Origin of the sequence: Leptotrichia rugosa (assembly GCF_041200005.1) — a bacterium.
GTDB lineage: Bacteria > Fusobacteriota > Fusobacteriia > Fusobacteriales > Leptotrichiaceae > Leptotrichia > Leptotrichia rugosa.
The window spans coordinates 157,122-180,983 of the sequence record NZ_CP165644.1 but is presented as its reverse complement, the minus strand read 5'-3'; the positions used below and the strand labels follow the sequence as shown (position 1 = coordinate 180,983).

The window sequence follows — 23,862 nt, the reverse complement described above, 5'->3', positions numbered from 1 at the left end:
TTAACTCAAAATTTCTTGTATCTGTTTTAATAATTTAGGCCCTCCAAGTGGACTATATCCCTGTGGCGTAATCATAGCACAAGGAACTTTTGCTTCTTTGGCACAGGCGTTTAATGTGTCAAATCTATGTCTAATTTGTGGAGCGACCATTGCGACATCATACCCATTTTTCACTTCTTCTTCAAATTGCTGTGTACTTACTGCCTTTACTTCAATTTCAACTCCTTTTTCTTTGGCTTCCTTTTTTAATGCGTTTACCGCCACTGCACTTGACATTCCAAGTGAACATACAAATAATACTTTCATTTTTTTCCTCCTAATTTTTTTAAATTATATATTTTTTAAAAATAAATTCCTTAATTCAATTACTTAAAATAAGAGCGTTTAAAAAATCTATCTTTAAAATCAATTTATTTAATCTTTTTCTCCAATACATTAATTCTTTTACACATTTTAATCATTTCTTCAATCAATGTTTTTGCTTCAATTGCCGTCATAAGATGGTCCTGCGAATGGACAAATAACACTGTTGGCGCTATTCCTCGTCCCTCTACCTCATCTTGTATAATTTCTGTCTGAACATTGTGCGCTGCAAGTAGTGCCTTATCTGCTTTCTTTAAAAGTTTTTCAGCTTTTTCAAAATTTCCTTTAAAAGCTTCATCAAGTGCTTCATAAGCCAGTCCTTTTGCTGTTCCTGCACTATTTACAATATCAAAAACTACCATTTCCATTTTTTTATTATCCATTAATTTTTCCTCCCTCATTTTCTATATTTCTCCCTATTCTCATAGTAATCCCTAAACTGTGGCAAATATTTTTCGTGTGCGTCCAGTAATTCGTTTAAAACCTTTCTTCCAACAGTTGTTCCAGGCACCAATGGATTTGTTGCAAACGCTTGGAGTGCTGTGTAATAATTTCCTGTAACTGCGGCTTTTACCACAAGTTCTTCCATTGCTTTCATCAGCTGAATGTAACCTCTTTGTCCTGCATTGGGGAATTTTCCAAAAGTTATAGGTATAGGTCCATCTGCTGTGATGTATGACGATATTTCCACCGCTGCATCGTATGGCAAATCTGAAACTGCACCTTTATTTCTAGTATTTACAGCCATAATTATCCCTTTGTCGTTATAAATTGCGCTAATAAGTTCACAAGCCGCATCAGAATAATATGCTCCTCCTCGCTGTTCCAACTGTTTTGGTTTTTCTGCCAAATTTTCGTCTTTGTACAATTCAAACAGTTCTTCTTCAACTTTTTTAACAATTTCTCCTCTTGTACCTTTTTCTTTAAATGACTTCAATCCTTCTTTTAACATTTCATCTTGCAAATAGTAATATCTATGATAATCGCACGGAAGCATTCCCAAATCTTTAATTTGGTCATAGTCATAATTGATACTCACGATATTTTTTACTCCAAGATTTTTTTTATCCTGTCTTTTTTCCCACAAATCCGCTGTCAATTCATTTCCGTTTTTATCCCAAACTCTATACCAGACAAAGTGATTTAATCCAGCAAACTGAAATCTAAACTCGGTTACATCTTTTTCGTAAAGACTTGCGCAATCCATTTGCGTATGAACTGGAATATTACAAAGTCCAACGATTTTATCAAAATCTGTGTAATTTAAAACCGCTTGGGTTACTATTCCCGCAGGATTTGTAAAATTGATAAGCCATGCATTTGGCGCTAATTCTTTAATATCACTAACAATATCAAGTATCACAGGAATTGTCCGAAACGCTTTAAACATTCCTCCTGCTCCATTTGTTTCCTGCCCCAGAAGGCCGTTTTCAAAAGGAATTCTCTCATCTTTAATTCTAGCAGCAAGTTGTCCTACACGAAACTGTGTTGTCACAAAATCCGCATCTTTTATAGCTTTTCTTCTATCCAAAGTCAGATGAACCTCGCAGTCAATCCCCGCTTTTTTAACCATTCTTTTAGCCAAATTTCCGACTATTTCCAGTTTTTCTCTCCCTTCCTCAATATCCACAAGCCAGATTTCTGTAACAGGCAATTCTTTTATCCTTTTAATAAACCCTTCAATCAGTTCTGGCGTATAACTGGAACCACCTCCGATTGTTACTATTTTAAGTCCTTTTTTTTCTTTTTTCTGTGACATTTTTATAAAATCTCCTCTCGTTTTGATTCCCAAGTATTCTTTTACATATTTAAAAAAATCTTCACTATTTAAACATTATTTTATTTCCCCACTTCCCCATATATCTCACAAATCTTCCCCTCGTCAACTCCCCAAAAATATGTAAGTACAAATCCTCCCAAATATGAAAAAAACATAGCTAAAAGAAATAAAAGCTGACTTCCAGGAATAACTATTAAAAGTGCAAGTAGTCCTGAAACTCCCTGAGTTATTGTTCCCAAATGCAGCATTACCGCAGCAATTCCTCCAAATCCTGAACCAAGACACGCTGTTACAAAAGGCTTTTTTAATGGCAGCGTTACTCCGTACATCAGAGGTTCCCCCATTCCTAAAATGCCAGCAGGTATTGTATCTTTTAATATTTTTTTCAATTTTTTATTTTTAGTCTTTACGTAAAGTGCAACTCCCGCTCCAACTTGACCACCACCAGCGGTAATTATAATTGGCATAAAATAATTTATTCCTTTTGTTGCTCCTAATGGGTCGTTTAATAAAATGTGTATCGGAATCAGCGCCTGATGAAGTCCCATTGATACCAGTGGCAAGAAGCATGCTGATATGACAAATCCACTTATAATCCCTGTTTTATTATAAATAAAATTTAAAAATAAAAATAAAATGTTTGTAATAATCTCACCTAGCGGCAAAATTACAAAAATAGCTATTATTCCGCATATAATCAATGTAAAAACAGGAGTTAAAATTTTTGATAATATATCTGGCATAATTTTTCGTACATTTTTTTCAACAAATACGACAAAAAATCCAATTAATAGTGCGCTAAAAAGTCCTCCTGCACCAACATAAAAATTTTTATTAACAATTGGTAAAATCACTTTTCCAATATTTCCAATATTTTTTAAAATCGGCATATTTTCATTTTGAACAAATAAAGCTCCAATAATTCCGCCTAAAATCGAAGTTCCTCCGAATTCCTTTGTAGCGTTAATTCCTACAAAAACTGGAAGATAGGTAAAACTTATCCAGCTAATCGTTTTTAACAGCTGATACCACCAAATTGTCTGAAAATTTGAAGATACTATATCTATTGTATTTGTTGCTCCTTGCAGCAGTCCGGCCGCAATAATCGCAGGAAGTAGTGGTACAAATATATTTGCTATCTTTTGAAAAAATAACTGAAATTTTCTATTATTTTCAAAATTTTTTTTATTCTTTATTAATATTTTTTTTATATCTTCATTTTTTATATCAACTTTCTTGTTATCATTGCTTCGGCTTTCATTCAAAGAAAGCTTTGTCAATTCTGAAAAATTTTTCCCAATTCTATCAACTTTTCCCGCTCCCAAAACTATTTGCACCAAATTTCCGTTACAGACAACGCCAAGTACTCCATCAACTTTTTTTAATTCACTTACATTCACTTTTGAAAAATCAAAGACTTTCACTCTTAACCTTGTCATACAAGTCGTATTTTCTTCAATATTTTCCCTATTTCCAAGAAATTCCAAAATATCTTGTGCCAATTCCTCTTTATCCATAAAATTTTCCTTTTAAATTTAAAATTCTCTTGCTTAATTATACCTTAACATTTTTATTTTTCCAAATGTTTTTGATTTCAATGTTTTTTTATTTTTGACTGTAAAATGCTATTTTATATAATATTATTTTTTTCATAAGGCTGAACGCAGAAATATTCAGATAATATTCCTACTAAGAAAAAAGAAAAACTAAACTAAAAAGAAAATATAAATTAATTAATATAATCTAAAAGTTTCAAAATAATTGACAAATAAAATACTTAATGTTATTATTTGCATATAAAAATAAAAACAGAAAGCGAGAAAAATATATATGAAAAAGAAAAAAGTTGTTTTGGGAATGTCAGGTGGAGTGGATTCTTCTGTTGCGGCAATTTTATTAAAAGAACAAGGTTATGAAGTCATCGGAGTTTTTATGAAAAACTGGGAAGAAAAAGATGAAAATGGAGTTTGCATGGCTGAGGAAGATTACAAAGATGTGATTGCTGTGGCGGAACAACTGGGGATCCCGTATTATTCAGTAAATTTTGTAAAAGAATACTGGGATAAAGTATTTACTTATTTTTTGAATGAATATAAAAGAGGAAGAACTCCTAATCCTGATGTGATGTGCAACAAAGAGATTAAATTTAGAGCATTTTTGGATTATGCGATGAAAATTGGAGCAGATTATGTGGCGACAGGACATTACGCCAGAATAATTCACGAAAAAGATGAAAATGGAAAAATTAAGTCAACCATGCTTCGTGGAATTGATGACAACAAAGACCAGACATATTTTTTGTGCCAATTAAATCAGGAGCAATTGGAAAAAGTGCTATTTCCAATTGGTGATTATGAAAAACCAAAAATTAGGGAAATAGCACAAAGATATAATTTAGCGACTGCAAAAAAAAAGGACAGTACAGGAATTTGCTTTATTGGAGAAAGAAATTTTAATGAATTTTTGTCCAAATATTTACCTGCAAAAGATGGCGAAATTGTAAATATTCAAGGAAAAGTTTTGGGAAGACATCATGGCCTTATGTATTACACAATTGGACAAAGAAAGGGAATTGGAATTGGAAATACGAAAGAAGGAACTGGAGAACCTTGGTTTGTTGTGGATAAAGATTTGGAAAAAAATCAGTTAATTGTTACACAAGGTGATAATTCACTTCTCTATTCAAAAGGAATGATTGCGACAGATTTTAATTTTATTAATCCTGATGATGTTTCATTTCCATTAAAATGCACAGTAAAATTCAGATACAGACAAGCTGATACAAAAGCGACAATTAATAAATTGGATGGCGAAAAATACGAAGTGATTTTTGATTCTCCACAAAAAGCGGTAACATTGGGACAAATTGTGGTTGCCTACAATGGTGAAGAATGTTTAGGTGGAGGAGTTATTGATAAAATTATAAAATAAGGGGATTATATCCCCCCTATTTTTTATTCAAAATCTTTTTTTATTCTTAAATTTAATTGAATCAAGAATTATTTATCAAATCAAAAAAATAAAAATTTTCAACTTTTAAGTATTTTATTTTAATTCAAAAAATTTTTAAAAATAAAAAAAATTAATTTTTATTTAATTTATAAAATTCAAAAATTCCTTTAGCACCTAAATTTTCTATATATTCATCTATTGTTTCAACATATTCATAAATTTTTTTACCTTGTCCACCTGTCGCTATCACACAAGCGTTTGGAAAATCTTTTTTGTACTGAAAAATAAGTTCTTTTATTGCTCCAACATTTCCAAAAAATATTCCCGCATTAATTTGCTCCGTCGTATTTGTACCAAGTGCTGAATTTGAGTTTTCAAATGAAACTTTTGGCAATTTTGCTGTATTTGTAAATAACGCATTTATTGAAAGCGTAATGTAAAATACAACCACCACAGTAAACTGAGTCTTTTATCACATCAAAAGTAGTTGCTGTGCCAAAGTCAATTACAACAAATTCATTTTTTTTATAAGTTTTTTTAAGAGCCAAAATGTCACAAATCCTGTCAGCTCCCAATCCACGCTCAAAATTCTCTGAAAAAATAATTTCATTTTTTGTATTTTCTAGCGAAATAAATTTTGGTGTAAGTTTAAAATATTTTTTTCCAAGATAATAAAAAATTTCATTTATATGTGGCACAACTGAAGAAACAATAATACTTTGAGTTCTATAAATATCTATTTTACTATTTTCAGCTAACGTCTTTAATACAGCAAAAAAAGTGTCTTCTGTATAAGTTAAATTTGTAGGAATTCTAAAAGATGCCAAAATTTCCCCTTCATTGCTATAAAAAATTGGAACAATATGAGTATTTCCAATGTCAAATCCTAAAATCATATTTAATCACCTCTCGTCATGTTTTAATTTTTAGCGAAATAATAAAAAATAATATGCAATTAGTGAAATTATGACTCCAATAATTGCTTCACCTGACATCAATCCGTTTGAAAACATCATAAATTTTTGTGAAAATTTAGTAGAAATTTTTCCAAAGATTAAATTTAGAAGTCCACCTAAAAATACTGGTAAAGTCAAGTAAAATGGGACATAAATTCCTATTCCAAAAGTTAGGACAGGAAAATTTAACATATAAAGTGCAAAACCGATTAAAAGTCCTGTAAAGAAAAACTGAATAAATGGAATTCCATTTATAATTGAAGCGACGATTGAAGCTTGAAGCACTATTAACTCTGAATTTTCTTTAGGACCAATATTTTTATAAATATTAAAAAATACGAAAAATAGCCAGGTTATGACAACTGAACTCACGATAGCTCCTATAAGTTCTCCTAAAAATTGCTCTTTCGGATTAGTTTTTACTTTATAACCTGATTTAAAATCATTTAAAATATCTCCCGCAAGTCCACAAGCCACTGCGACAATACACGCTAAAAAAAATAATAAAAGTGTGGAAAAATTTGTGGAAAAAGCAAAGTTTAAAAATTTTAATTTCCCTAAAAAAGAAATTATTAAAATTGTGATGATTGCATAAATTTCCATTGGATTTACACCTGTTTTTCCAGTCGAATATCCAGCGATTATCGTACATAAAATACAAATTACTAAAAGGACAAGTGCTAAGATAATTGGCAATTTATAAATAAAAGTAATTAATAAAACTGTTATTAAAAAATAAGTAAATAATTTTTTTGAAAATATAGAAGTGCTTTTTTTCTCCTTTTTTAATTGAGAAAAAATCAGTTTTACAATTACTCCAAATCCAATTCCGACAACAATTCCCATTCCAAAACTGTTTTTTATAAGATCAAAATCTTTTATATTTTTTGAAATTGCCAAGGGCTGTGCTATAAAATGAACTAAGGCTCCTCCTAAAAACCAGATAAAAGTGTTTAAAAATCCTAAAATATAGCCAATTCCAACCAATAATGGAGAGACATAAAAACTTAAAAATCCATTTTTTGTAGAAATTAGCGTTGGAATAATTGGAGATTTCCCTTTAGTAAAGTTAATATCTCTCAAAATGGAAACAACTGTGCTAAATAGAACTCCTAATCCGACAAAAAGTCCATCTTTTTTGGTGTTATCCGAATTTACCAAATTATAAGCCGCTTCTCCAATTGGAAATTCAAGCTTCTCTTCTTCAATCATCTTTTTTCTAAAAATAAAAGAAAGAACACAACCTAACACGGAACCAAGCAAAATTGTCACAAAAAGCAAAGTTTTATTGATATTTTCAAGTTTTCCACCCAATATCAAATATCCAGGCATTGTGAATGCTACACCTCCAGCAACCATTGATCCAGCACTCATAATTGTGTGAGTAACCGTAATTTCTTTACTGTCAGTTTTTTTGAAAAAATTTAGCGCCATGATGGAAATTAGTGTCACCATCACCGTTGGCCAAGGCAGTGCGCCAAATTTTAAAACAGTATAAAACGAACTTGCAGAAATAAGTATAGCTCCAATAACTCCAATTATTACAGAAGCTGGTGTAATTTTTATTTTTTTTGACATAATATTATCATTTTCTCCTTTCAAAAAATTTATTTTTTTTGTTAAAATATATAAAATTTTACAGTATTTAGTGTATTTTTGTCAATAACTTTTGGAAATAAAGTAAAACAAAATTTATTTTTTTAATTTTAAATAAATTTAAAAATGTGGTAAAATATATAAAGTAAAGTTTTTAAATTCCCAAAAATGCTTTACAAAAATTAATGGGGGAAATTTTAAAAGAGGAGAAAAAAATGAGAAACACTAGATGGCGTTCAAAAGTTATTCCAAGTCCACGACAGGAAAGGGAATATATTAAAAAAGACGAAGATAAAAATAAAAATGAAAGCAATGAAAAAGAAAAAAAAGAAAAATTTAAAAAAGTAAAAATAAAAAGAGCCAATCAAAATGAAGCAAAAAAGTTTTCTATCGACCAAGATATTTTGCAAATTCTTTATTCAAGAGGAATTAATTCGGATGAAAAAATAAAAAAATTTCTTAATCCAAGTTTGGAAGATGTAGAAAATCCTTTAGGACTTTGCGATATGGAAAAAGCTATTGTTGAAATTGAAAAAGCGATTTCGGAGCAAAAAAATATTTGGATATACGGAGATTATGATGTTGACGGAATTACTTCCACTTCGGTTTTATACTTGGCTCTAAAAGAACTTGGAGCAGAAAATGTAAATTACTACATTCCAATTCGAGATGAAGGTTATGGACTAAATAACGAAGCACTAAAAAAAATAAAAGAGTCGGGAGCGGACTTGGTAATTACAGTTGACTGCGGAATTACCGCTTTTCCTGAAGTCGAATTTGCAAATTCAATAGATTTGCCTATAATAATTACAGATCACCACAATTTACACGGTGGAAAAATTCCAAAAGCTCTGGCGGTCATTAATCCTAAAAGAAAAGAAAACAGTTTTTCTTTTGAATTTTTGGCTGGAGTTGGAACTATTTTTATGGTTGTACTTTGTCTTTTTGAAAGAGCTGGAAAAAAAGAAGAGACAAATAAATATTTGGATTTGGTGGCGATTGGAACGGTTGCGGATATTGTTCCACTTACAGATGAAAATAGAATTTTTACAAAATTTGGTTTGGAGCAATTACTTTGCACAAAACATAAAGGTCTAAAATTTTTGCTCTACAAGCTATTTTCTTCAAATCAGCAAGATATTGAAAAAACTGAGTACACAACTTATGATGTTGGATTTATAATAGCACCTCTATTTAACGCTGCTGGTAGACTTACAGATGCAAAAATGGTTGTAAAACTTTTGACTTCAGATAACGAGCGGGAAATTGAAGTTATTGTCAAAGAACTTATTAACAGAAATTTTGAGAGAAAAGAACTGCAGAATAAAATTGTGGAAAAAATTGAAAATAAGATTGAGAATACTGATACTTCAGATGATTTTGTAATTATTGACTATTCGCCTGAATACCATCATGGCGTAATTGGAATTGCAGCTTCAAAAATTGTTGATAAATACTATAAACCAGTAATAATAATGGAAGTTAAAGAAGATGAAGGAATTGCAGTTGGTTCGTGCAGAAGTATTGGAAATTTCAATATTTTGGAAGTTTTACAGTCAATGCCAGAATTATTTTTAAAATTTGGAGGACATTCAGGCGCGGCTGGATTTACTATTCCAATAAAAAATATTCCGCTTTTTCAAAAAAAAGTAAATAAATTTGCGAAAACTAAATTGACAAAAGACGATTTTGTGAAAATTATCGAAATTGACAAGCAAATTCCGATACAAAAAATTTCGTACGAATTTTTTCAACTGACAGAAAAACTAAAACCTTTTGGTTTTGGAAATCCAACGCCAACTTTTAGGACAAATAATGTACTTTTTGAAAATATTAAATTCATTGGAGAAAACAAAAATCACATAATGTTTGACCTTAAACAAAAAGGTTTTTCCAATAAAAATGCAGTTTGGTTTAATTCAGGAGAATATTTTAAAGATTTGAACAAAAATTTAATTTATGACATCGTTTATAAACTAAAATCTGAAATGTTTCAAAATAAATTTTACACAAAAGTTTATATTGAAGATGTAAAGCCGTCTAAAATGAAAGACGAAACTTTACTCTATTATCATTCGTTATTCAATACTTCGTTTCCAGTAAAATCAGTTTTTTATACAAATGTTGAATGGGACGAGAATAAAAAAATAAAGATGAAAGCAAATTTTGACCAAATTGAACTTTTTTGTGGAAGACAAATTATTGGACGACTTAATTACAATATTTCAAATATGCTTTTATTGCTAAACAAATATTATAACTGGAAATTTTCAGTTAAAATCGAAAATATTAGGCAAACTGAAACTCATAAAATAGTCGAAGTTTTGATAAAAAGAGATTATAAATTCAATGGTTATGGATATGAAGATGCAGAAATTTTTAGAGAAATCAAAGAGTTTTTGATTGGGAAAATGGAATATAATATTCAGACGAAAAAATTACTTGCACAAATTTTTAGACAAAATAAAAATTTAATCATAAAAAATATTTTTAGCAAAAAAGAAGAATTTAAATACGAAATGTCAGATTTTAAAATATTTTTACTCACAATTGGAATTTATTATAAAAAAATAACTTCTAAAAAAAGTCAAATCGTTGTTAAAAATAAAGATGATTTTGAATACAACGAACCTTTTATAAATAAATATTTTGAAATAAACGAAAAATATGAAACTGAATATCCATTTACTGTATTTTATGATTTTATTCCAGAAAATATTTGTTTTGTCAAAAAAGAAGAAAATTATTTAAAAACAAATTCTTTAGAAAATAGTTTTTTAGAAAATGAAAATAAAAATATAAACGAAAACGAAAATATAAATTCTGAGAATGAAGATGAAAATAAAAATAAAGATAAAAATAAAAATATAAAAAATATGGAAAATATAGATGAAAATCAAGAAAATTTTGAAATAAAAGAAGAAGTTAAAAAAATCGAATATAAAAAAGTTGAACAAATTGAATATAAAATTGGCAAAAATAAAAATATTAAAGTTAAAGAAAAATTTTGTGTAATTTTAAATGACAATGAGTTTTTAGAAAGACTGGATTTTTCAAAAGAAGAAATGGAACACGAAAATATTGTGGAAATTACAACTGAGATAAAAATTCCAAAAAATGTTATTTTTCTTGAAAATTTGGCAAAAAAAGACAGAAAAAAATTAAATGGAAAAAATATTTATTTAAAATATCTTCCTTTTAGCAAAAAAATTAAGTTGAAAAAATTGCTTGACGAAAGAAAAATTATTTATTCTGATTATTCGATAAATGATATTTTGTAAAAAACTTTTTTATATTTGATTAAAAAATTACTAAATAAATAATAATAAAAAAAATACAGTTTGTATTTTTTACTAAAAATAAAGAAAAAATATAAAAAAAGAAGAATTTTTAAATAAACTCTTCTTTTTTTATTTTATAACATAACTTCATTTTTCCCTTTTTTCACAATAGTCGGATTTCCAAAAACCTTTGGCTTTATCCAATCGCTCTCTTTCCCCATCGCATAATTTTTCAAAAATTCTTCTTTATATTCCTGAAATTTTTCGTCCAAAATAGCATTTCTAGCATTGTCCATTAATTTTAACAAAAAATGCAAATTGTGATAAGTCGCCAGTCTTTGTCCCAAAATTTCTCCAGTCTTAAAAAGATGTCTTATGTAGGCTCTCGTATAATTTTTACAGACATAGCAATCACAATCCTCGTCAAGCGGTCTGTCATCTCTCGAATAAGCTGAATTTTTTATAACCAATCTTCCGTACTTTGTAAAAACTGTCCCATGTCTTCCAAGTCTTGTCGGCTGAACACAATCCATCATATCTATCCCATCTTCCACAGCTTCTAACATATCCGCAGGCTCTCCAACGCCCATCAAATATCTAGGTTTATCCTCTGGCAACTTTGGCGTGATGTATTCTAAAATTCGGTACATATCTTCTCTAGGCTCTCCAACCGCAAGTCCTCCAAGCGCATATCCTGAAAAATTATCATCCATCTCAAACAACTCATTAAAACTTTTGTCCCTCAAGTCTTCATAAATTCCACCTTGGACAATTGCGAAAAGCCCTTGTGTTTCTTTATTTCTATTGGCAGCTATGCATCTCTTTGCCCATCTTGTAGTCCGCTCAATTGATGGAATTAAATATTCCCTAGAAGACAGTCCCGGAGGACATTCATCTAAAACCATCATGATGTCACTTCCCAAGTTATTTTGAATTTCAATAGATTTTTCTGGCGACAAAAAATGTTTTGAGCCGTCTATATGCGAACGAAAATTAACTCCTTCTTCTTTTATATCCCGTAAATCTCCCAAGCTGAAAACTTGAAATCCGCCACTATCCGTAAGAATCGGTCTATCCCAATTCATAAAGCCATGTAATCCACCAAAATCATTTACCAATTTATCTCCCGGTCTTAAATACAAATGATAAGTATTTCCCAAAATTATTTGAGAATTGATTTCTTTTAGTTCCTCTTTTGTCATCGCTTTGACGGTTGCCTGAGTTCCAACTGGCATAAATACAGGTGTCTTAATTTCCCCGTGCGGAGTTGAAATTACACCAGCTCTGGCATTTTTATCCTTTTTTTCCAATTCATATTTTATTGGTTTTTCCATTTATTTTCTCCCATTTTTCAATTTTTCCTAAAAAATTTAAAAAAAAACAGAGAGTGAAAAATCTCTGCTTCTAATTTTTTTATAATTAAAATTATAAATTGTATTTTTTCTTAAATTTATCAACTCTTCCAGTTTCATCAACGAATTTAGATTTCCCAGTAAAGAACGGGTGTGAAGTTGAACTTGTTGCAACTTTTATTACAGGATATTCTTTTCCTTCAAAAGTAGTTGTTTCTTTAGAAGTTTTAGTTGATTTTGTCAAAAATTTTTCTCCGTTGCTTGTATCTTCAAACACTACAAAGTTGTATGCAGGATGTAAATCTTTTTTTGCCATTATTTATTTCTCCTTTCTATATATAACTATGATTATTTATTTTATCATTCACAATATAATAACATATTTCCTTATCTTTTTCAAGATTTGAAAATTTATTTTTTATTAAAGTTTTATAATGGTTTCAAAAATTTAAGATTTTAAAATAAAGATTGGATTTTTTTAATCGAAAAAGTTTAAAATTAAAATAAAAAACTGGAATTAAATTTTTATAAAAAAAGAGAAAATCAATAATAAGATTTTCTCTCAAATTTAAAGTATAATAATGGGCTTTTTAATAATTTTGTAAAACTTTATTAAAAGAAAATTACTTTAAATAAGCATTTAACATCCACAAATCTTTTTCATATGTGCTGATATATTCGTCAACTAACGCAGATGTTCCGTAATCGTTTTCTTCATCAGCGACTACTTTTACTTCTTTTACTAATTTTAACATTGCTTCAAATTCTTTTTTTACATCAGCAACTGCGTCAGCAATAGAAATTGCTTCATTTTTAGCTTCTCTAATTGTAGAAACTTCTAAGTAGTCTTTTAATGTTCCTAAAGGACGACCACCAATTGCTAAAATTCTTTCAGCAACATCATCAATTTGTGTATTTAATCCATCATAATATTCTTCCAATTTTGCGTGAACAGAAAAGAATCCTGAACCAACTATATTCCAGTGATAATTTTGAACCTTTCTGTATAACACATTTAAATTAGCTAAATAAACATTTAATTTTTCAACTGTTTTTGACATCTTTATCACTCCTTAAAAAATTATATTTTATATATTTTTGTAATTATTACAAATTTATTATACCACTTTTCAAGAAATTTGTCAACACTTTTTTTCATAAATTTTAAATTTATTTTCCTAATTTCTTTCAGTGAAGTTGTAAAACTGCCAAAAAAATGTTACAATTTTATGTAATAATAAAAAATTTTTTTAGAAAGGAAATAATATATGATTTTTAGTATTATAAAAGTTTTTATACTAAGTCTTGTTGAAGGACTTACAGAATTTGTACCTGTCAGCAGTACTGGACATATGATAATTGTCGACCAGTTTTTGAAATTGTCTGATAATAAAGTATTTGTTGACGCTTTTAAAATAATAATTCAACTGGGAGCGATTTTGTCGGTTGTTGTTTACTACTGGAAAAAGATTTTTCCATTTGCGAAAGGTAATACGAAGCAAGAGAGAATGGATATTATTGCGATGTGGATAAAAATCGTGATTGCTGTAATTCCTGCCGTGATTTTGGGACTTAAATTCGATGATATTATTGAAGAGAAATTTTTTAATTCATTAACTGTTTCGATAATGCTTGTATTTTATGGAATTTTACTTATTTGGATTGAAACAAGAAAGAAAAAAGAAGAAAAAATTAAATCAATTAAAGAAATGACAATTCCACTTGCACTTGGAGTGGGACTTTTTCAATGCCTCGCGATGATTCCAGGAACTTCTCGTTCTGCTGCAACAATAATTGGAGGAGTTTTGCTTGGATTAAACAGAGTCCTTGCCACAGAATTTTCTTTTTTCTTGGCAATTCCGACAATGCTTGGAGCCACTTTGCTAAAGATAGTTAAAATTGGAAATGTTCTTACAATGGAAGAATGGTTTTTAATTGGACTTGGATTTGTTTTATCATTTGTTTTTGCTTATGCTGTCATAAAAGTATTTATGGATTACATCAAAAAACACGATTTTAAAGTGTTTGGATATTACCGAATTATTTTGGGAATTATTATGCTTCTATTATTTTTCACAGGAGTGATTAAATAAAAAATGATAGTTTCAAATATTAAAGTAAACGAAAATAAATTAGAAGAATTTGTGAGGGTTCTTTTATCCGAAGAATACGATATTTTAAAAGCAAATTCCGAGAAAAATATTTATTTTGAAATTTGCGAAAATTTAGAAAAAATTGATGTCGTGGCTATTTTGACAAAAGAAAAAAATTTTAATAATTATAAAAATAATAAAAATTCTGAAATAAAAATTGAAATTTGTGAAAATTTTAAAATTAAAAATATTAAAGAAAAAAGCGTATTAAAAAAAATTACTTTTTCTTACGAAAAAATTTGTGACAAATATTTTGATCAAGCAGAAGTTATGCTAAAAACTTCTATTTTTAAAATTTTTGAGAAAGAAAAAGATTTCAAATGGGGAACTTTAATTGGCGTAAGACCTACAAAAATTGTCGGAAGATTTTTGAAAATGGGACTTGCTTATGAAAAAATTTTAGAAATTTTGAGAGATATTTATTTAGTCAGCGACGAAAAAAGAAATTTACTAATAAATATTGTAAAAAAACAGCAGAAATATCTCGACAAAGATACAATCGGAATTTATATCGGAATTGCCTTTTGTCCGACAAAATGCACTTACTGCTCATTTCCAGCGCATCTTTTAAAAGGAAAATATGCCGCTAGATATGACGAATATATTGAAGACATTTACAAGGAAACTAAAGAAATTGGACAACTTGCACAAGAACTTAATTTAAAAATAAATACAATTTACATCGGCGGCGGAACTCCTTCAATTTTGTCAGCTGAAGAAATTAAAAAATTACTTGATACAATAAAAGAAAATTACGATTTGAGCCATCTAAAAGAATTTACATTTGAAGCTGGAAGAATTGACACATTAAATCAAAAAAAATTGCAAGTTTTAAAGCAAGGTGGCGTGGATAAAATCAGCATAAATCCACAGTCATTTAATGAAAAGACTCTAAAACTTGTAAATCGTTATCACGACAGAAAACAGTTTGACAAAGTCTATAAATTAGCTAAAGAAATGGGACTTTCAATCAATATGGACTTAATCTTAGGACTTCCAAAAGAAACGACTCAAGATATTTTGTATACTTTGGACGAAGTGGCAAAATACGATGTGGAAAATTTGACAATTCATAATTTGGCGATAAAAAATGCAAGTAAACTTAATAAAGAGAATTATGAGCATCGTGACACTTTGGACTACAAGACTATTTTTGAAAAAATTTCTAAAATTACTGAAAATAAAGGACTTTTTCCATATTATATGTACCGCCAGAAAAACAGTTTTCAGTGGGGGGAAAATTTGGGATATTCGCTTAAAAACTGTGAATCCATTTACAACATTGAAATGATTGAAGAAAATAAGACGATTATTGGAATCGGAGCTGGAGCTATAACAAAACTTATTTGGACGGATGAAAATACGAAAAAAGATAATATAAACAGACTTGTCAATCCAAAAGATCCGCTTGTATGGATGAACGAATTAGAAATGCGTCTTGAAATAAAAAAAGAAAAAATTAGAGAAATTTCTAAAAAATTATAAAAATAAGAGAGTGTCCATAATTTTAAGTAAACTAATAAATGAATTCGGTAAATTCAATACTTTGCTGTTCTATTTACACAAAAATTTTTACACATTCATAAATTTAAAAAATAATAATAATAAATAAAATAAACTATTCATATTTTATAAAGAATAGTTTATTTTATTTTTTTAACTTTGATTTTTATTGATTTTTATTTCAATTCTTCTGTTTTTAGCTCTTCCATCTTCATCATCATTTGATGCGATAGGATTACTGTCTCCTTTTCCAATCGTTTCAATAATTCTTTCAGGAGCAAGTCCCAAATCAATTAATCTTTCTTCTACACTTTCAGCTCTTCTAAGTGATAATTCTTTGTTGTAGCTCTTTGTCCCCTTTGAATCTGTATATCCGATAATTGAAACTTTTAAATTTTTTTCTTCAATGTATTTTTTTACTTGTTCCAATATTGGATTATATTCATCTTTTATATTTGCACTGTTATAATCAAATTTTAATTTATTTGTATCTAATACAATTAAATTTCCTTCAGATTTTTTTGTTTCAGTTACATAATTTTCCACATTTTCAGAATTTGTATTGTCAACTTCGACAGCATCCGTTCTCATAGCATTGTCTCTTAAATTTGAAGTTGTTATTTTTTTCGCAGTAGTTGGTGCCGAAACTAATAGCACAGATAACATCGCTGTTACTTTTGATCTTTTATCCATCTTGTCAGCCTCTCTTCCATTTATTTTAATTTTATTTTTATTACATAATTGCTACTTAAATTATACTACATTTCTTTATATTTTCATAGAATTTTTTTTGTCTTTTGGAAAAATTTTACAAAAAATATAATTTACAAAAATAAAATTTTTATTTTCAGATAAATTTATTTAGCCAAAAACTCTTTCACAAAATTAACAACTTCCTCAACCTTAACCTCAACACTTTCTCCAGTTGCTCTATCCTTAATTTCCACAATTCCAGAAGATACACCTTTTCCAGCTACAATTTTAAGCGGGAATCCAATCAAGTCAGCATCTTTAAACTTAAATCCTGCTCTCTCATTTCTGTCGTCTAAAACAGCATCAATATTTTCATTTTTCAACGCCTCATAAATTCTTTCAGCAACATTTACTTGAGTTTCATCTTTTACATTAGCAATAATCACATCTGCAATATACGGTGCAATTGATTTTGGCCAAATAATTCCATATTCGTCATTTTTTTGCTCAATTACCGCTGACATCAGTCTTGAAACTCCGATTCCATAACACCCCATCAAAATAACTTGCTGTTTTCCATTTTCATCTAAAACTTTCGCATTCAATGCTTTTGAATACTTATCTCCCAATTTAAAAATGTGTCCAACTTCCATTCCACGAGCAATTTTTAGTACACCTTTTCCATCTGGCGAAATATCTCCCGCTCTAGCCGTCCTAATATCAGCAACCACATCATAATGCAAGTCTTCCAAATTAACATTAATAAAGTGATAATCCTTTTTATTTGCTCCCAACGCAAAATTTCTCACATATTTTACAGTTTCATCAATAACAACTGTAAGTCCTCTTTTTCTCATAAGACCCCGCAAATCAGGAACAATCCCAAATTTTTCACATTCTTCTTCAGTCATCATTTCCAATTCCATCGAAGCATTCACTGCATTTTTCAATTTAATCTCATTTACATCTAAATCTCCACGAATAAGTGCCAACACATAGTTTACCTTATCTTCCAACACTTCCTTCAACATAACCGCCTTAACAGTTTTTTCTTCTGGAATATTCAAAAATTCTGACAATTCCTTAATTGTCTTAGTATTAGGCGTTTCAACTAATTCTTTCGGCAATTTTTCCTCTGTACTTTCCTTCAATTCAATGATACTCGTAGCTTTTTCAACATTTGCAGCATAATCTGATGAGTCACTATATAAAATATCGTCTTCTCCATTTTCAGCAAGTACCATAAATTCATTCGAAGCATCTCCTCCGATAGAACCTGAATCTGCATCAACTGCTCTAAATTTTAATTCCATTCTTTCTAAAACTCTAGAATACGCATTTTTCATATTCAAAAATTCTTCATCCAACGATTCTTTTGTCAAGTGGAAACTGTAAGCATCTTTCATTAAGAACTCTCTTCCCCTCATCAATCCAAATCTTGGACGCATTTCATCTCTAAATTTTGTCTGAATTTGATACAAGCTAAATGGCAAATCTTTATACGAAGTAATCGTATTTCTCACAATATCCGTAACAACTTCTTCATGTGTACAACGCAAATTCTCTCTCATTTCTATCCTTCATTCTCATAAGTTCTGAACCATAAGCAAACCATCTTCCAGACTCTTCCCACAACGAAGCTGGTTGCAATACTGGCATTAAAATTTCCTGCGACCCAGCTCTATCCATTTCCTCTCTAACAATATTCTCAATTTTTTTCAAAACCTTGTATCCCAACGGCAAATAGCTATAAACTCCTCTCGTCAGCTGTCTAATCATGGAAGCTCTCAACATCAATTTATGACTTATTACTTCCGCTTCTTTTGGCGCTTCCTTGTATGTTTTTAAAAATGCTTTTGATAATCTCATCTTTTTTCCTTTCGCTATTTTTTATTATTTTATTTATATACTTATTATACTAAAAAAGACTGGTTATAGTCCAGTCTTTTTTGAGCTTACTATTTTAAATTATCGTACATTTTTGCCAGTTCAATTGTTCTCTCTTTTGTCATACTTGCTAGTGTACCTGAATATAACACTCCTGCCAGAGTTCCTCCATCGGCTTCTTTTGCAGCTTCATTTGCTTTTTTTTCTTTACTTTTTATCCAAGCTCTCTGAGAATTTCTTAATTTTTCTTTTTTGTCCTTTGACAATCTTTCCATTAGAAGTTTATACACTTTATTTAATTCTGCATCCCAAGCTTCGTAAAGTTCACTATTTGCATTTATCATTTCAGAAGTCACACCTGAGTCTAATTTACTTTGCAGTTCTTCTTCCAATTTTTCCATTTTGTTTTCTAATTCTTTGGCATAATTTCCATCTGACTGTTTGCTAAAACCGCTATTTTGATTTTTAGCTTCAGCTTTGTCTTCTTTTTCGTAGGAAACTTTTTGACCTTGAGATTCTTCTTTGGTATTATTTTTTGATGTCTGAACTTCTGTGAAATTTCCTGAATCTACTTTTGAAACTCTTTCAATTTTATTTTCTTTGCTTTCCTTAGAACAACTAAGAGCTGCAATTAATAAAATTAGAAAAATTGCTAATTTTTTCATGCCAACCAACTCCTTCTTTTATCTTATAATATAAGTATATCCCATTTTTCTTAAAAAGCAATTGTTAAAAAAATAATTAAAGCAAAAAATTTTTTTTGTTGAGAAAACAAAGGTTTCGTGCTATACTCTAAAGAAAAGATTTTTTAGAGAGGAGAATTTATTTTGGAAAGTTATATATTTTTAATCTTAATTTTATTAGTTGGAACTATAAAATTTAACAAATCTATTGTATATGCAACTATTTTTGTAATACTCTTAAAAATTTTATTTGATATTTCAAAATTTTATAATTTCAAATTTTGGGATATTGAAAAATTTATTACACAATTTAGAAAAAATGGAATCAATTGGGGAGTTTTAATTATTACAATTGCGATTTTAATTCCGATTGCTACAGGAGAAGTTAGATTTTATCATCTATTCAATGCTTTTAAATCTCCAATTGGATGGATTACAATTTTCAGTGGAATTCTTGTATCACTTTTATCTGCAAAAGGTGTGTCGCTCTTATCAAATCAGCCAGAAATTACAGTTACTTTAATTGCAGGAACAATAATCGGAGTTGTTTTTTTACGAGGAATTGCAGCTGGACCTGTTATTGCAAGCGGAATCACATTTTGTATACTAAAAATTGTATCATTATTTTTTAAATAAAAAAATAGAAAAAAGGAACTGCTCCTAATATAAAATTAGAAGTAATTCCTAAAAATTCTATTTTTTATTTTTATTTATATTTCAAAACTTTACTCGAAACAATTTTTCCATCTTCACTTACTCTCACTTGATAATAAGCATTTTCACCGTATAAAATCACTTTCCAGTTTCCAAAACCTTTTTTATAAATTCCCACATCTTGCGGTTTTACTTCCTCACCAAACTTATCTTTTATTTCCAAAATGCTATTTTCCACGACTGTATCTCTTGAAACAACCGCTGAATTTGGAACCGTTCTCACTCCAACATAAGAACAGCTTACAACTATTCCAAAACACGCTATTATTATCTTTTTTTTCAAATTATTTTTTTTCATATCACTTTTCCTATTATCTATTTACAACTTCTATATTTATTTCAAAATTTAACTTCGTTTTTTCTTCATCCAAATAATTAAAATCAATTTTTTTTAGTATCGCATTTGGATTTTTGGCTAAAATATCATTAATATTTTGATTCATTTCTTCTATTTTTTCAAAATGATTTACTAATTCATCATTTGTAAAACCTTTCATTTTTAAATAATTAAACATATCGAACATAGATTTTTACCTCTTTTTTTATTTTTACAAAATTTAAAGTTTTTCATACACTTTTTTTACAATTTCGTCAAAAGTCAATTCAGTTCTAAATCCTGCCGCTTTTATGTGACCGCCACCACCAAAGTTTTGTGCTAATTCATTTACATTGTATTTATTATTTGCACGAAAACTTCCTTTTACCGAGCCGTCCACTTCTTCTCTTGCAAAAAGCGAAATTTCCATACCTTCTATTTTTAAAAGCATTTCAGCGATTCCGTCGGTGTCATCTTTTTCAATTCCCAGTTCTTTCATCTTTTCCTGTGTCAAATAGTAATATGCAAAACCGTAGTTATGATCAATTTTTTTATTTTTATAAACTTCGCCAAAAAAGTCTATTTTTTTCTCACTGACGGCAAAAATTATATTTGCAATTTTATGATTATCTGCTCCCGCTCCTATTAATTTGGAACAGACAAAAAATGTGTGCTCAGTAACATTGTCGTGTCTAAAATTTCCTGTATCATTAATTATTCCAAGATACATATACTTGGCAATTCTTTCGTCCAATTCAATACCAAATATCTTCAAAAACTGATATAAAAGCTCACAAGTGCTGCAAATATCTTCTATGTAGTTGAATTCGGCGTGTTCTGTGTTACTTATGTGATGGTCAATATTTATTGAATTTTCACTTTGTTTTTTTATTTCCACAGATTTTTGATAACGCTCTTCATTTGCACAGTCCAGACTTATAAACAGATCATTTTTTTTATTTTTTAAGTCATTTTCCTGTAAAAACTTCTCATAGCTTAAAATAAGCTTTGTATCTTCAAAATGATGCATATATTTTGGCAATTTGTCATCTACCACAATTTGAACATTTTTTTTGTTATCAAATTTTTTTATCATAAAATAAAATGCTAAAAGTGAACCAAGCGCATCTCCATCAGGATTTATATGAGCTGTCAACACAATATTTTTTGATTTTTTGATTTTTTCTCCAATTTCTTTTGGCATAATATTTCCTCTAAAATTTTTTTTCATTCTTCACCTTCTTTTTTTATTTTCCTGTGCCTCTTACCATATAACTACCGCCATATCTAGATTTTACAGTTTTTTGCATAGAATTTAATTTATTTTGGTCATTTGTCATATTAGACATCACAACATATGCTGTTTTTCCATTCACAACCGTTTTTTTATAATAAAAATTTCCACCCAATTTTTTTGTTATACTTCTAGCTGAAGCCTCTGTTTTTACAGATGCCACTTGAATATATTTTTTGGGACCTTTTGTGGATTCAACTTTTGCTCTTTGTGCTTTTTCCTTTTCAATTCTTGCGGCTTCCTCTTTTGCCTTTTGTTTTTGTTTTTCTAATTCTTGTCGATTATTTCTTTGTTGTTCTTTAATCTTTTCCTGAATTTTTTTTTCATCTTCATTTTTTTTATTATCTTTATCTTTTTCTGCATCTTGTAAATTTATATTTTTTGTTTTGTTGTCATCAGTCTTTAAATCATTTATGACATTTTTATTATTTTCTTCAATATTTTTTTGTGGCAAAGTCAAGTTATTTTTGTAATCTTTAGATTTAAAAAAATTTTTTTCTCTGACTTTTACATCTTTTTTTATTTCATTTGTTGTAGTTTCTTTAGACTTTTTAAAATTAAAAGTAAGAACTCCTAGACAAATAATAACTACTAGAATTGCCACACTTCTCAAAATTTTATACGGATTTAATCGATAACTCATATTTTTCCCCTTTCTTAAAATAGTAAAAAATATTTTAATGTAATACCATAATTACTGAACCTCCCACGACTAAAGTCGCAGGGTTCTAAAATCTTTAAAAATATTTAAAAATTTTCTAAGAAGTTTGATAGTCCTATGCTATCCTTATTCTTTTAGGCGTGTCCAGTTCACCTCTATTGTATAGGACGCTTAAGTCCACAACTTTACTTTTTCTTAGAATATTTAATGCTCCATTACAGTCTGCATTTATGATTTTACCTGTGCTTGTTTGATATAGTCCTCTTTTTATCCTTTTTCCACTGAATATATATTTTTGTGAATTTTCTTTATCATATATTGGAATTTCATCTTCATCAAAGAAACTTGCTTTTGATGTATAACTTTCTTCTTGCAGTTTAAATTCTATTCCATATAGTTTACATAAATATATTAATTTATCTCTTAATTTTCTATATGGTATATTTACAAAGTTCTGATTATTTATACTTCCTATATTTGAATTTCTTTGAAAATTCTCGTTATATCCTAAAACTAGTTTTCCTATATCATTATTAAGACAATAATTAACAATTATTCTTGCTGCTTTTGAAAGATAATCTTCTATACGATTATTTCTCTTTCTAGCTATTCTCTTTTGTCTTAATGTTGTGCGGGAGGTCTTTTGCTTATCTTTTATACTTTGTAATTTTGCATTTATCTTATTGTAGTATTGATTCATTGATTTTAATTTTCTACCATCTATTATGAATGAAGCTCCATTGTTAGTTACGCAAGTACAAAGATTATCTATACCTAAATCAATTCCTAATACATTGTTTTCATTTAATTCCCTTTGAACTTCTTCTACTTCGTAAGTATACTGAATTTCAAAGTACCTAGAATGTTGTTTGGGTATTATTCTAATTTCTTTTATCTTCTTGTCTTTTAATACTGGTGGTAGCTTAATTTTAACTTCCTGATGAGTTTTCTTAAACAAATTTGAATAAGGAACTATCAGCATATCATCTTTTAATCTAACAAAACCTATAACAAGAGTTGTAAATCCATCTTTAGCAAAATATTTAGGTAATTTTATTTTACCATTATATTGACCATTTTTAGCAAGTTTTAAAAGTCCAAAAAATGATTTGAAGCTTCCGTCTACTTCTTTTAGAATTTGTTGAGCCATATTAGAATTTAATTTTTTATAGTTCTCACTATTTTTAAGCATTTTATAGTTTTCATTATAGCTTAAATACTTTTTCTTATTAAAATAATACTGTCTAATATTATATATAGCTTCATTAGTTAAGTTCTTGGCTATATGGCACAAATATTTTAAATTTCTAAACTCTTTTTTACTAAGATGTTTTACCTGTTGTTTTAATGTTAAATACATATATAATCACCTCCTTTTCATCAGAGATATTATATCATGTATTCTACATTTTATCTGTTTATTTTTAAATATTTTTAAAGTTTTTAAAACCCCACAATAGTGGGAAGCGTCGTTCACATAAGTACGCTACTACTTATGCAGTTCTCTTATGAACTTCTTGTTATCTCTAACAAGCACAGACTATATCTTATCCATATCCTATTTCAAGGACTTAGGCGAAACCACTTCCAATACCTATCGCTTGTATTGTACTCCCCTCACGAGGGATAGTCGTTGAACTTTCCTTTTCAGGATTAGCTGCTGATTGTCTATTATCAT

22 protein-coding genes and 1 pseudogene are annotated in these 23,862 nt (G+C 28.8%); 5 read left to right on the top strand and 18 right to left on the bottom strand.

Annotated features, from left to right (window positions below):
- The 4 genes from AB8B22_RS00855 to AB8B22_RS00840 all read right to left on the bottom strand — a co-directional run bounded on the left by AB8B22_RS00855 (position 1) and on the right by AB8B22_RS00840 (position 3,660).
- Positions 1 to 306, bottom strand: a complete 306-nt coding sequence (locus AB8B22_RS00855; RefSeq protein WP_094079375.1) for a PTS sugar transporter subunit IIB — start codon at positions 304 to 306, stop codon at positions 1 to 3.
- A gap of 104 nt (positions 307 to 410) precedes the next feature.
- On the bottom strand, positions 411 to 746 hold the full coding sequence (locus tag AB8B22_RS00850) for a PTS lactose/cellobiose transporter subunit IIA (RefSeq protein ID WP_369711222.1): 336 nt from the start codon (positions 744 to 746) through the stop codon (positions 411 to 413).
- Positions 747 to 760: 14 nt separating this feature from the next.
- Complete coding sequence (locus tag AB8B22_RS00845; protein WP_369711221.1) at positions 761 to 2,122, bottom strand: 6-phospho-beta-glucosidase; 1,362 nt, start codon at positions 2,120 to 2,122, stop codon at positions 761 to 763.
- 80 nt (positions 2,123 to 2,202) lie between these two features.
- Positions 2,203 to 3,660 carry a PTS transporter subunit EIIC gene (locus AB8B22_RS00840; protein ID WP_369711220.1) on the bottom strand — a complete coding sequence of 486 codons (1,458 nt, stop codon included), beginning with the start codon at positions 3,658 to 3,660 and terminating at the stop codon, positions 2,203 to 2,205.
- A gap of 313 nt (positions 3,661 to 3,973) precedes the next feature.
- On the opposite strand from AB8B22_RS00840, the gene mnmA reads away from it, so the two are divergent.
- Positions 3,974 to 5,074: a tRNA 2-thiouridine(34) synthase MnmA gene (gene mnmA, locus AB8B22_RS00835; protein WP_369711219.1), complete on the top strand. Its 1,101-nt coding sequence runs from the start codon at positions 3,974 to 3,976 to the stop codon at positions 5,072 to 5,074.
- A 151-nt stretch (positions 5,075 to 5,225) separates the two neighbouring features.
- On the opposite strand, the gene AB8B22_RS00830 is transcribed toward mnmA, so the two are convergent.
- From AB8B22_RS00830 to AB8B22_RS00820, 3 genes are read right to left on the bottom strand one after another with little or no spacing between them, the layout of a single operon-like run.
- Positions 5,226 to 5,489: a hypothetical protein gene (locus AB8B22_RS00830; protein WP_369711218.1), complete on the bottom strand. Its 264-nt coding sequence runs from the start codon at positions 5,487 to 5,489 to the stop codon at positions 5,226 to 5,228.
- Entirely contained in the window at positions 5,470 to 5,991 is a 522-nt protein-coding gene (locus AB8B22_RS00825; RefSeq protein WP_369711217.1) for a type III pantothenate kinase, read from the bottom strand. The genes AB8B22_RS00830 and AB8B22_RS00825 overlap by 20 nt, the downstream gene beginning before the upstream one ends.
- A 30-nt stretch (positions 5,992 to 6,021) precedes the next feature.
- The gene (locus AB8B22_RS00820; protein ID WP_369711216.1) at positions 6,022 to 7,629 is read right to left on the bottom strand and encodes an OPT/YSL family transporter; all 1,608 of its coding nucleotides are present in this window, start codon (positions 7,627 to 7,629) and stop codon (positions 6,022 to 6,024) included.
- Between the two features lie 233 nt (positions 7,630 to 7,862).
- On the opposite strand from AB8B22_RS00820, the gene recJ reads away from it, so the two are divergent.
- Positions 7,863 to 10,928, top strand: a complete 3,066-nt coding sequence (gene recJ, locus AB8B22_RS00815; RefSeq protein ID WP_369711215.1) for a single-stranded-DNA-specific exonuclease RecJ — start codon at positions 7,863 to 7,865, stop codon at positions 10,926 to 10,928.
- 134 nt (positions 10,929 to 11,062) lie between these two features.
- On the opposite strand, the gene tgt is transcribed toward recJ, so the two are convergent.
- From tgt to AB8B22_RS00800, 3 genes are all read right to left on the bottom strand, one after another.
- Positions 11,063 to 12,262, bottom strand: coding sequence for a tRNA guanosine(34) transglycosylase Tgt (gene tgt, locus AB8B22_RS00810; protein ID WP_314080107.1), 1,200 nt, complete (start codon positions 12,260 to 12,262; stop codon positions 11,063 to 11,065).
- Positions 12,263 to 12,353: 91 nt separating this feature from the next.
- The gene (locus tag AB8B22_RS00805; RefSeq protein ID WP_068155324.1) at positions 12,354 to 12,596 is read right to left on the bottom strand and encodes a type B 50S ribosomal protein L31; all 243 of its coding nucleotides are present in this window, start codon (positions 12,594 to 12,596) and stop codon (positions 12,354 to 12,356) included.
- Positions 12,597 to 12,903: 307 nt separating this feature from the next.
- Entirely contained in the window at positions 12,904 to 13,341 is a 438-nt protein-coding gene (locus AB8B22_RS00800; protein ID WP_369711214.1) for a Dps family protein, read from the bottom strand.
- A gap of 207 nt (positions 13,342 to 13,548) precedes the next feature.
- Here AB8B22_RS00800 and AB8B22_RS00795 point away from each other — a divergent pair, with 207 nt between their 5' ends.
- Both AB8B22_RS00795 and AB8B22_RS00790 read left to right on the top strand, forming a co-directional pair.
- Positions 13,549 to 14,373 (top strand): undecaprenyl-diphosphate phosphatase, encoded by an 825-nt coding sequence (locus AB8B22_RS00795; RefSeq protein ID WP_369711213.1) that lies wholly within the window; start codon positions 13,549 to 13,551, stop codon positions 14,371 to 14,373.
- Positions 14,374 to 14,376: 3 nt separating this feature from the next.
- Positions 14,377 to 15,918, top strand: coding sequence for a coproporphyrinogen III oxidase (locus AB8B22_RS00790; protein ID WP_369711212.1), 1,542 nt, complete (start codon positions 14,377 to 14,379; stop codon positions 15,916 to 15,918).
- 171 nt (positions 15,919 to 16,089) lie between these two features.
- Here the strand turns inward: AB8B22_RS00790 and AB8B22_RS00785 are convergent, their stop codons facing one another.
- The 3 genes and pseudogenes from AB8B22_RS00785 to AB8B22_RS00775 form a co-directional block, all read right to left on the bottom strand.
- Positions 16,090 to 16,629, bottom strand: coding sequence for an OmpA family protein (locus tag AB8B22_RS00785; protein ID WP_369711211.1), 540 nt, complete (start codon positions 16,627 to 16,629; stop codon positions 16,090 to 16,092).
- Positions 16,630 to 16,793: 164 nt separating this feature from the next.
- Positions 16,794 to 18,498: pseudogene (locus AB8B22_RS00780) on the bottom strand (proline--tRNA ligase).
- 89 nt (positions 18,499 to 18,587) lie between these two features.
- Positions 18,588 to 19,181, bottom strand: coding sequence for a lysozyme inhibitor LprI family protein (locus AB8B22_RS00775; protein ID WP_369711210.1), 594 nt, complete (start codon positions 19,179 to 19,181; stop codon positions 18,588 to 18,590).
- 162 nt (positions 19,182 to 19,343) lie between these two features.
- Here AB8B22_RS00775 and AB8B22_RS00770 point away from each other — a divergent pair, with 162 nt between their 5' ends.
- Positions 19,344 to 19,835, top strand: a complete 492-nt coding sequence (locus tag AB8B22_RS00770) for a DUF441 domain-containing protein (RefSeq protein ID WP_369711209.1) — start codon at positions 19,344 to 19,346, stop codon at positions 19,833 to 19,835.
- Between the two features lie 70 nt (positions 19,836 to 19,905).
- Here the strand turns inward: AB8B22_RS00770 and AB8B22_RS00765 are convergent, their stop codons facing one another.
- The 5 genes from AB8B22_RS00765 to AB8B22_RS00745 form a co-directional block, all read right to left on the bottom strand.
- Positions 19,906 to 20,211, bottom strand: a complete 306-nt coding sequence (locus AB8B22_RS00765; RefSeq protein ID WP_314080094.1) for a hypothetical protein — start codon at positions 20,209 to 20,211, stop codon at positions 19,906 to 19,908.
- Between the two features lie 13 nt (positions 20,212 to 20,224).
- A complete protein-coding gene (locus AB8B22_RS00760; RefSeq protein ID WP_369711208.1) occupies positions 20,225 to 20,428 on the bottom strand; it encodes a hypothetical protein in 204 nt (67 codons plus the stop codon).
- Between the two features lie 42 nt (positions 20,429 to 20,470).
- Positions 20,471 to 21,460: a DHH family phosphoesterase gene (locus tag AB8B22_RS00755; RefSeq protein ID WP_369711206.1), complete on the bottom strand. Its 990-nt coding sequence runs from the start codon at positions 21,458 to 21,460 to the stop codon at positions 20,471 to 20,473.
- 16 nt (positions 21,461 to 21,476) lie between these two features.
- Complete coding sequence (locus AB8B22_RS00750; RefSeq protein ID WP_094079393.1) at positions 21,477 to 22,166, bottom strand: SPOR domain-containing protein; 690 nt, start codon at positions 22,164 to 22,166, stop codon at positions 21,477 to 21,479.
- A gap of 133 nt (positions 22,167 to 22,299) precedes the next feature.
- Positions 22,300 to 23,544, bottom strand: a complete 1,245-nt coding sequence (locus AB8B22_RS00745) for an RNA-guided endonuclease InsQ/TnpB family protein (RefSeq protein ID WP_369711205.1) — start codon at positions 23,542 to 23,544, stop codon at positions 22,300 to 22,302.
- Between the last annotated feature and the right edge of the window lie 318 nt (positions 23,545 to 23,862).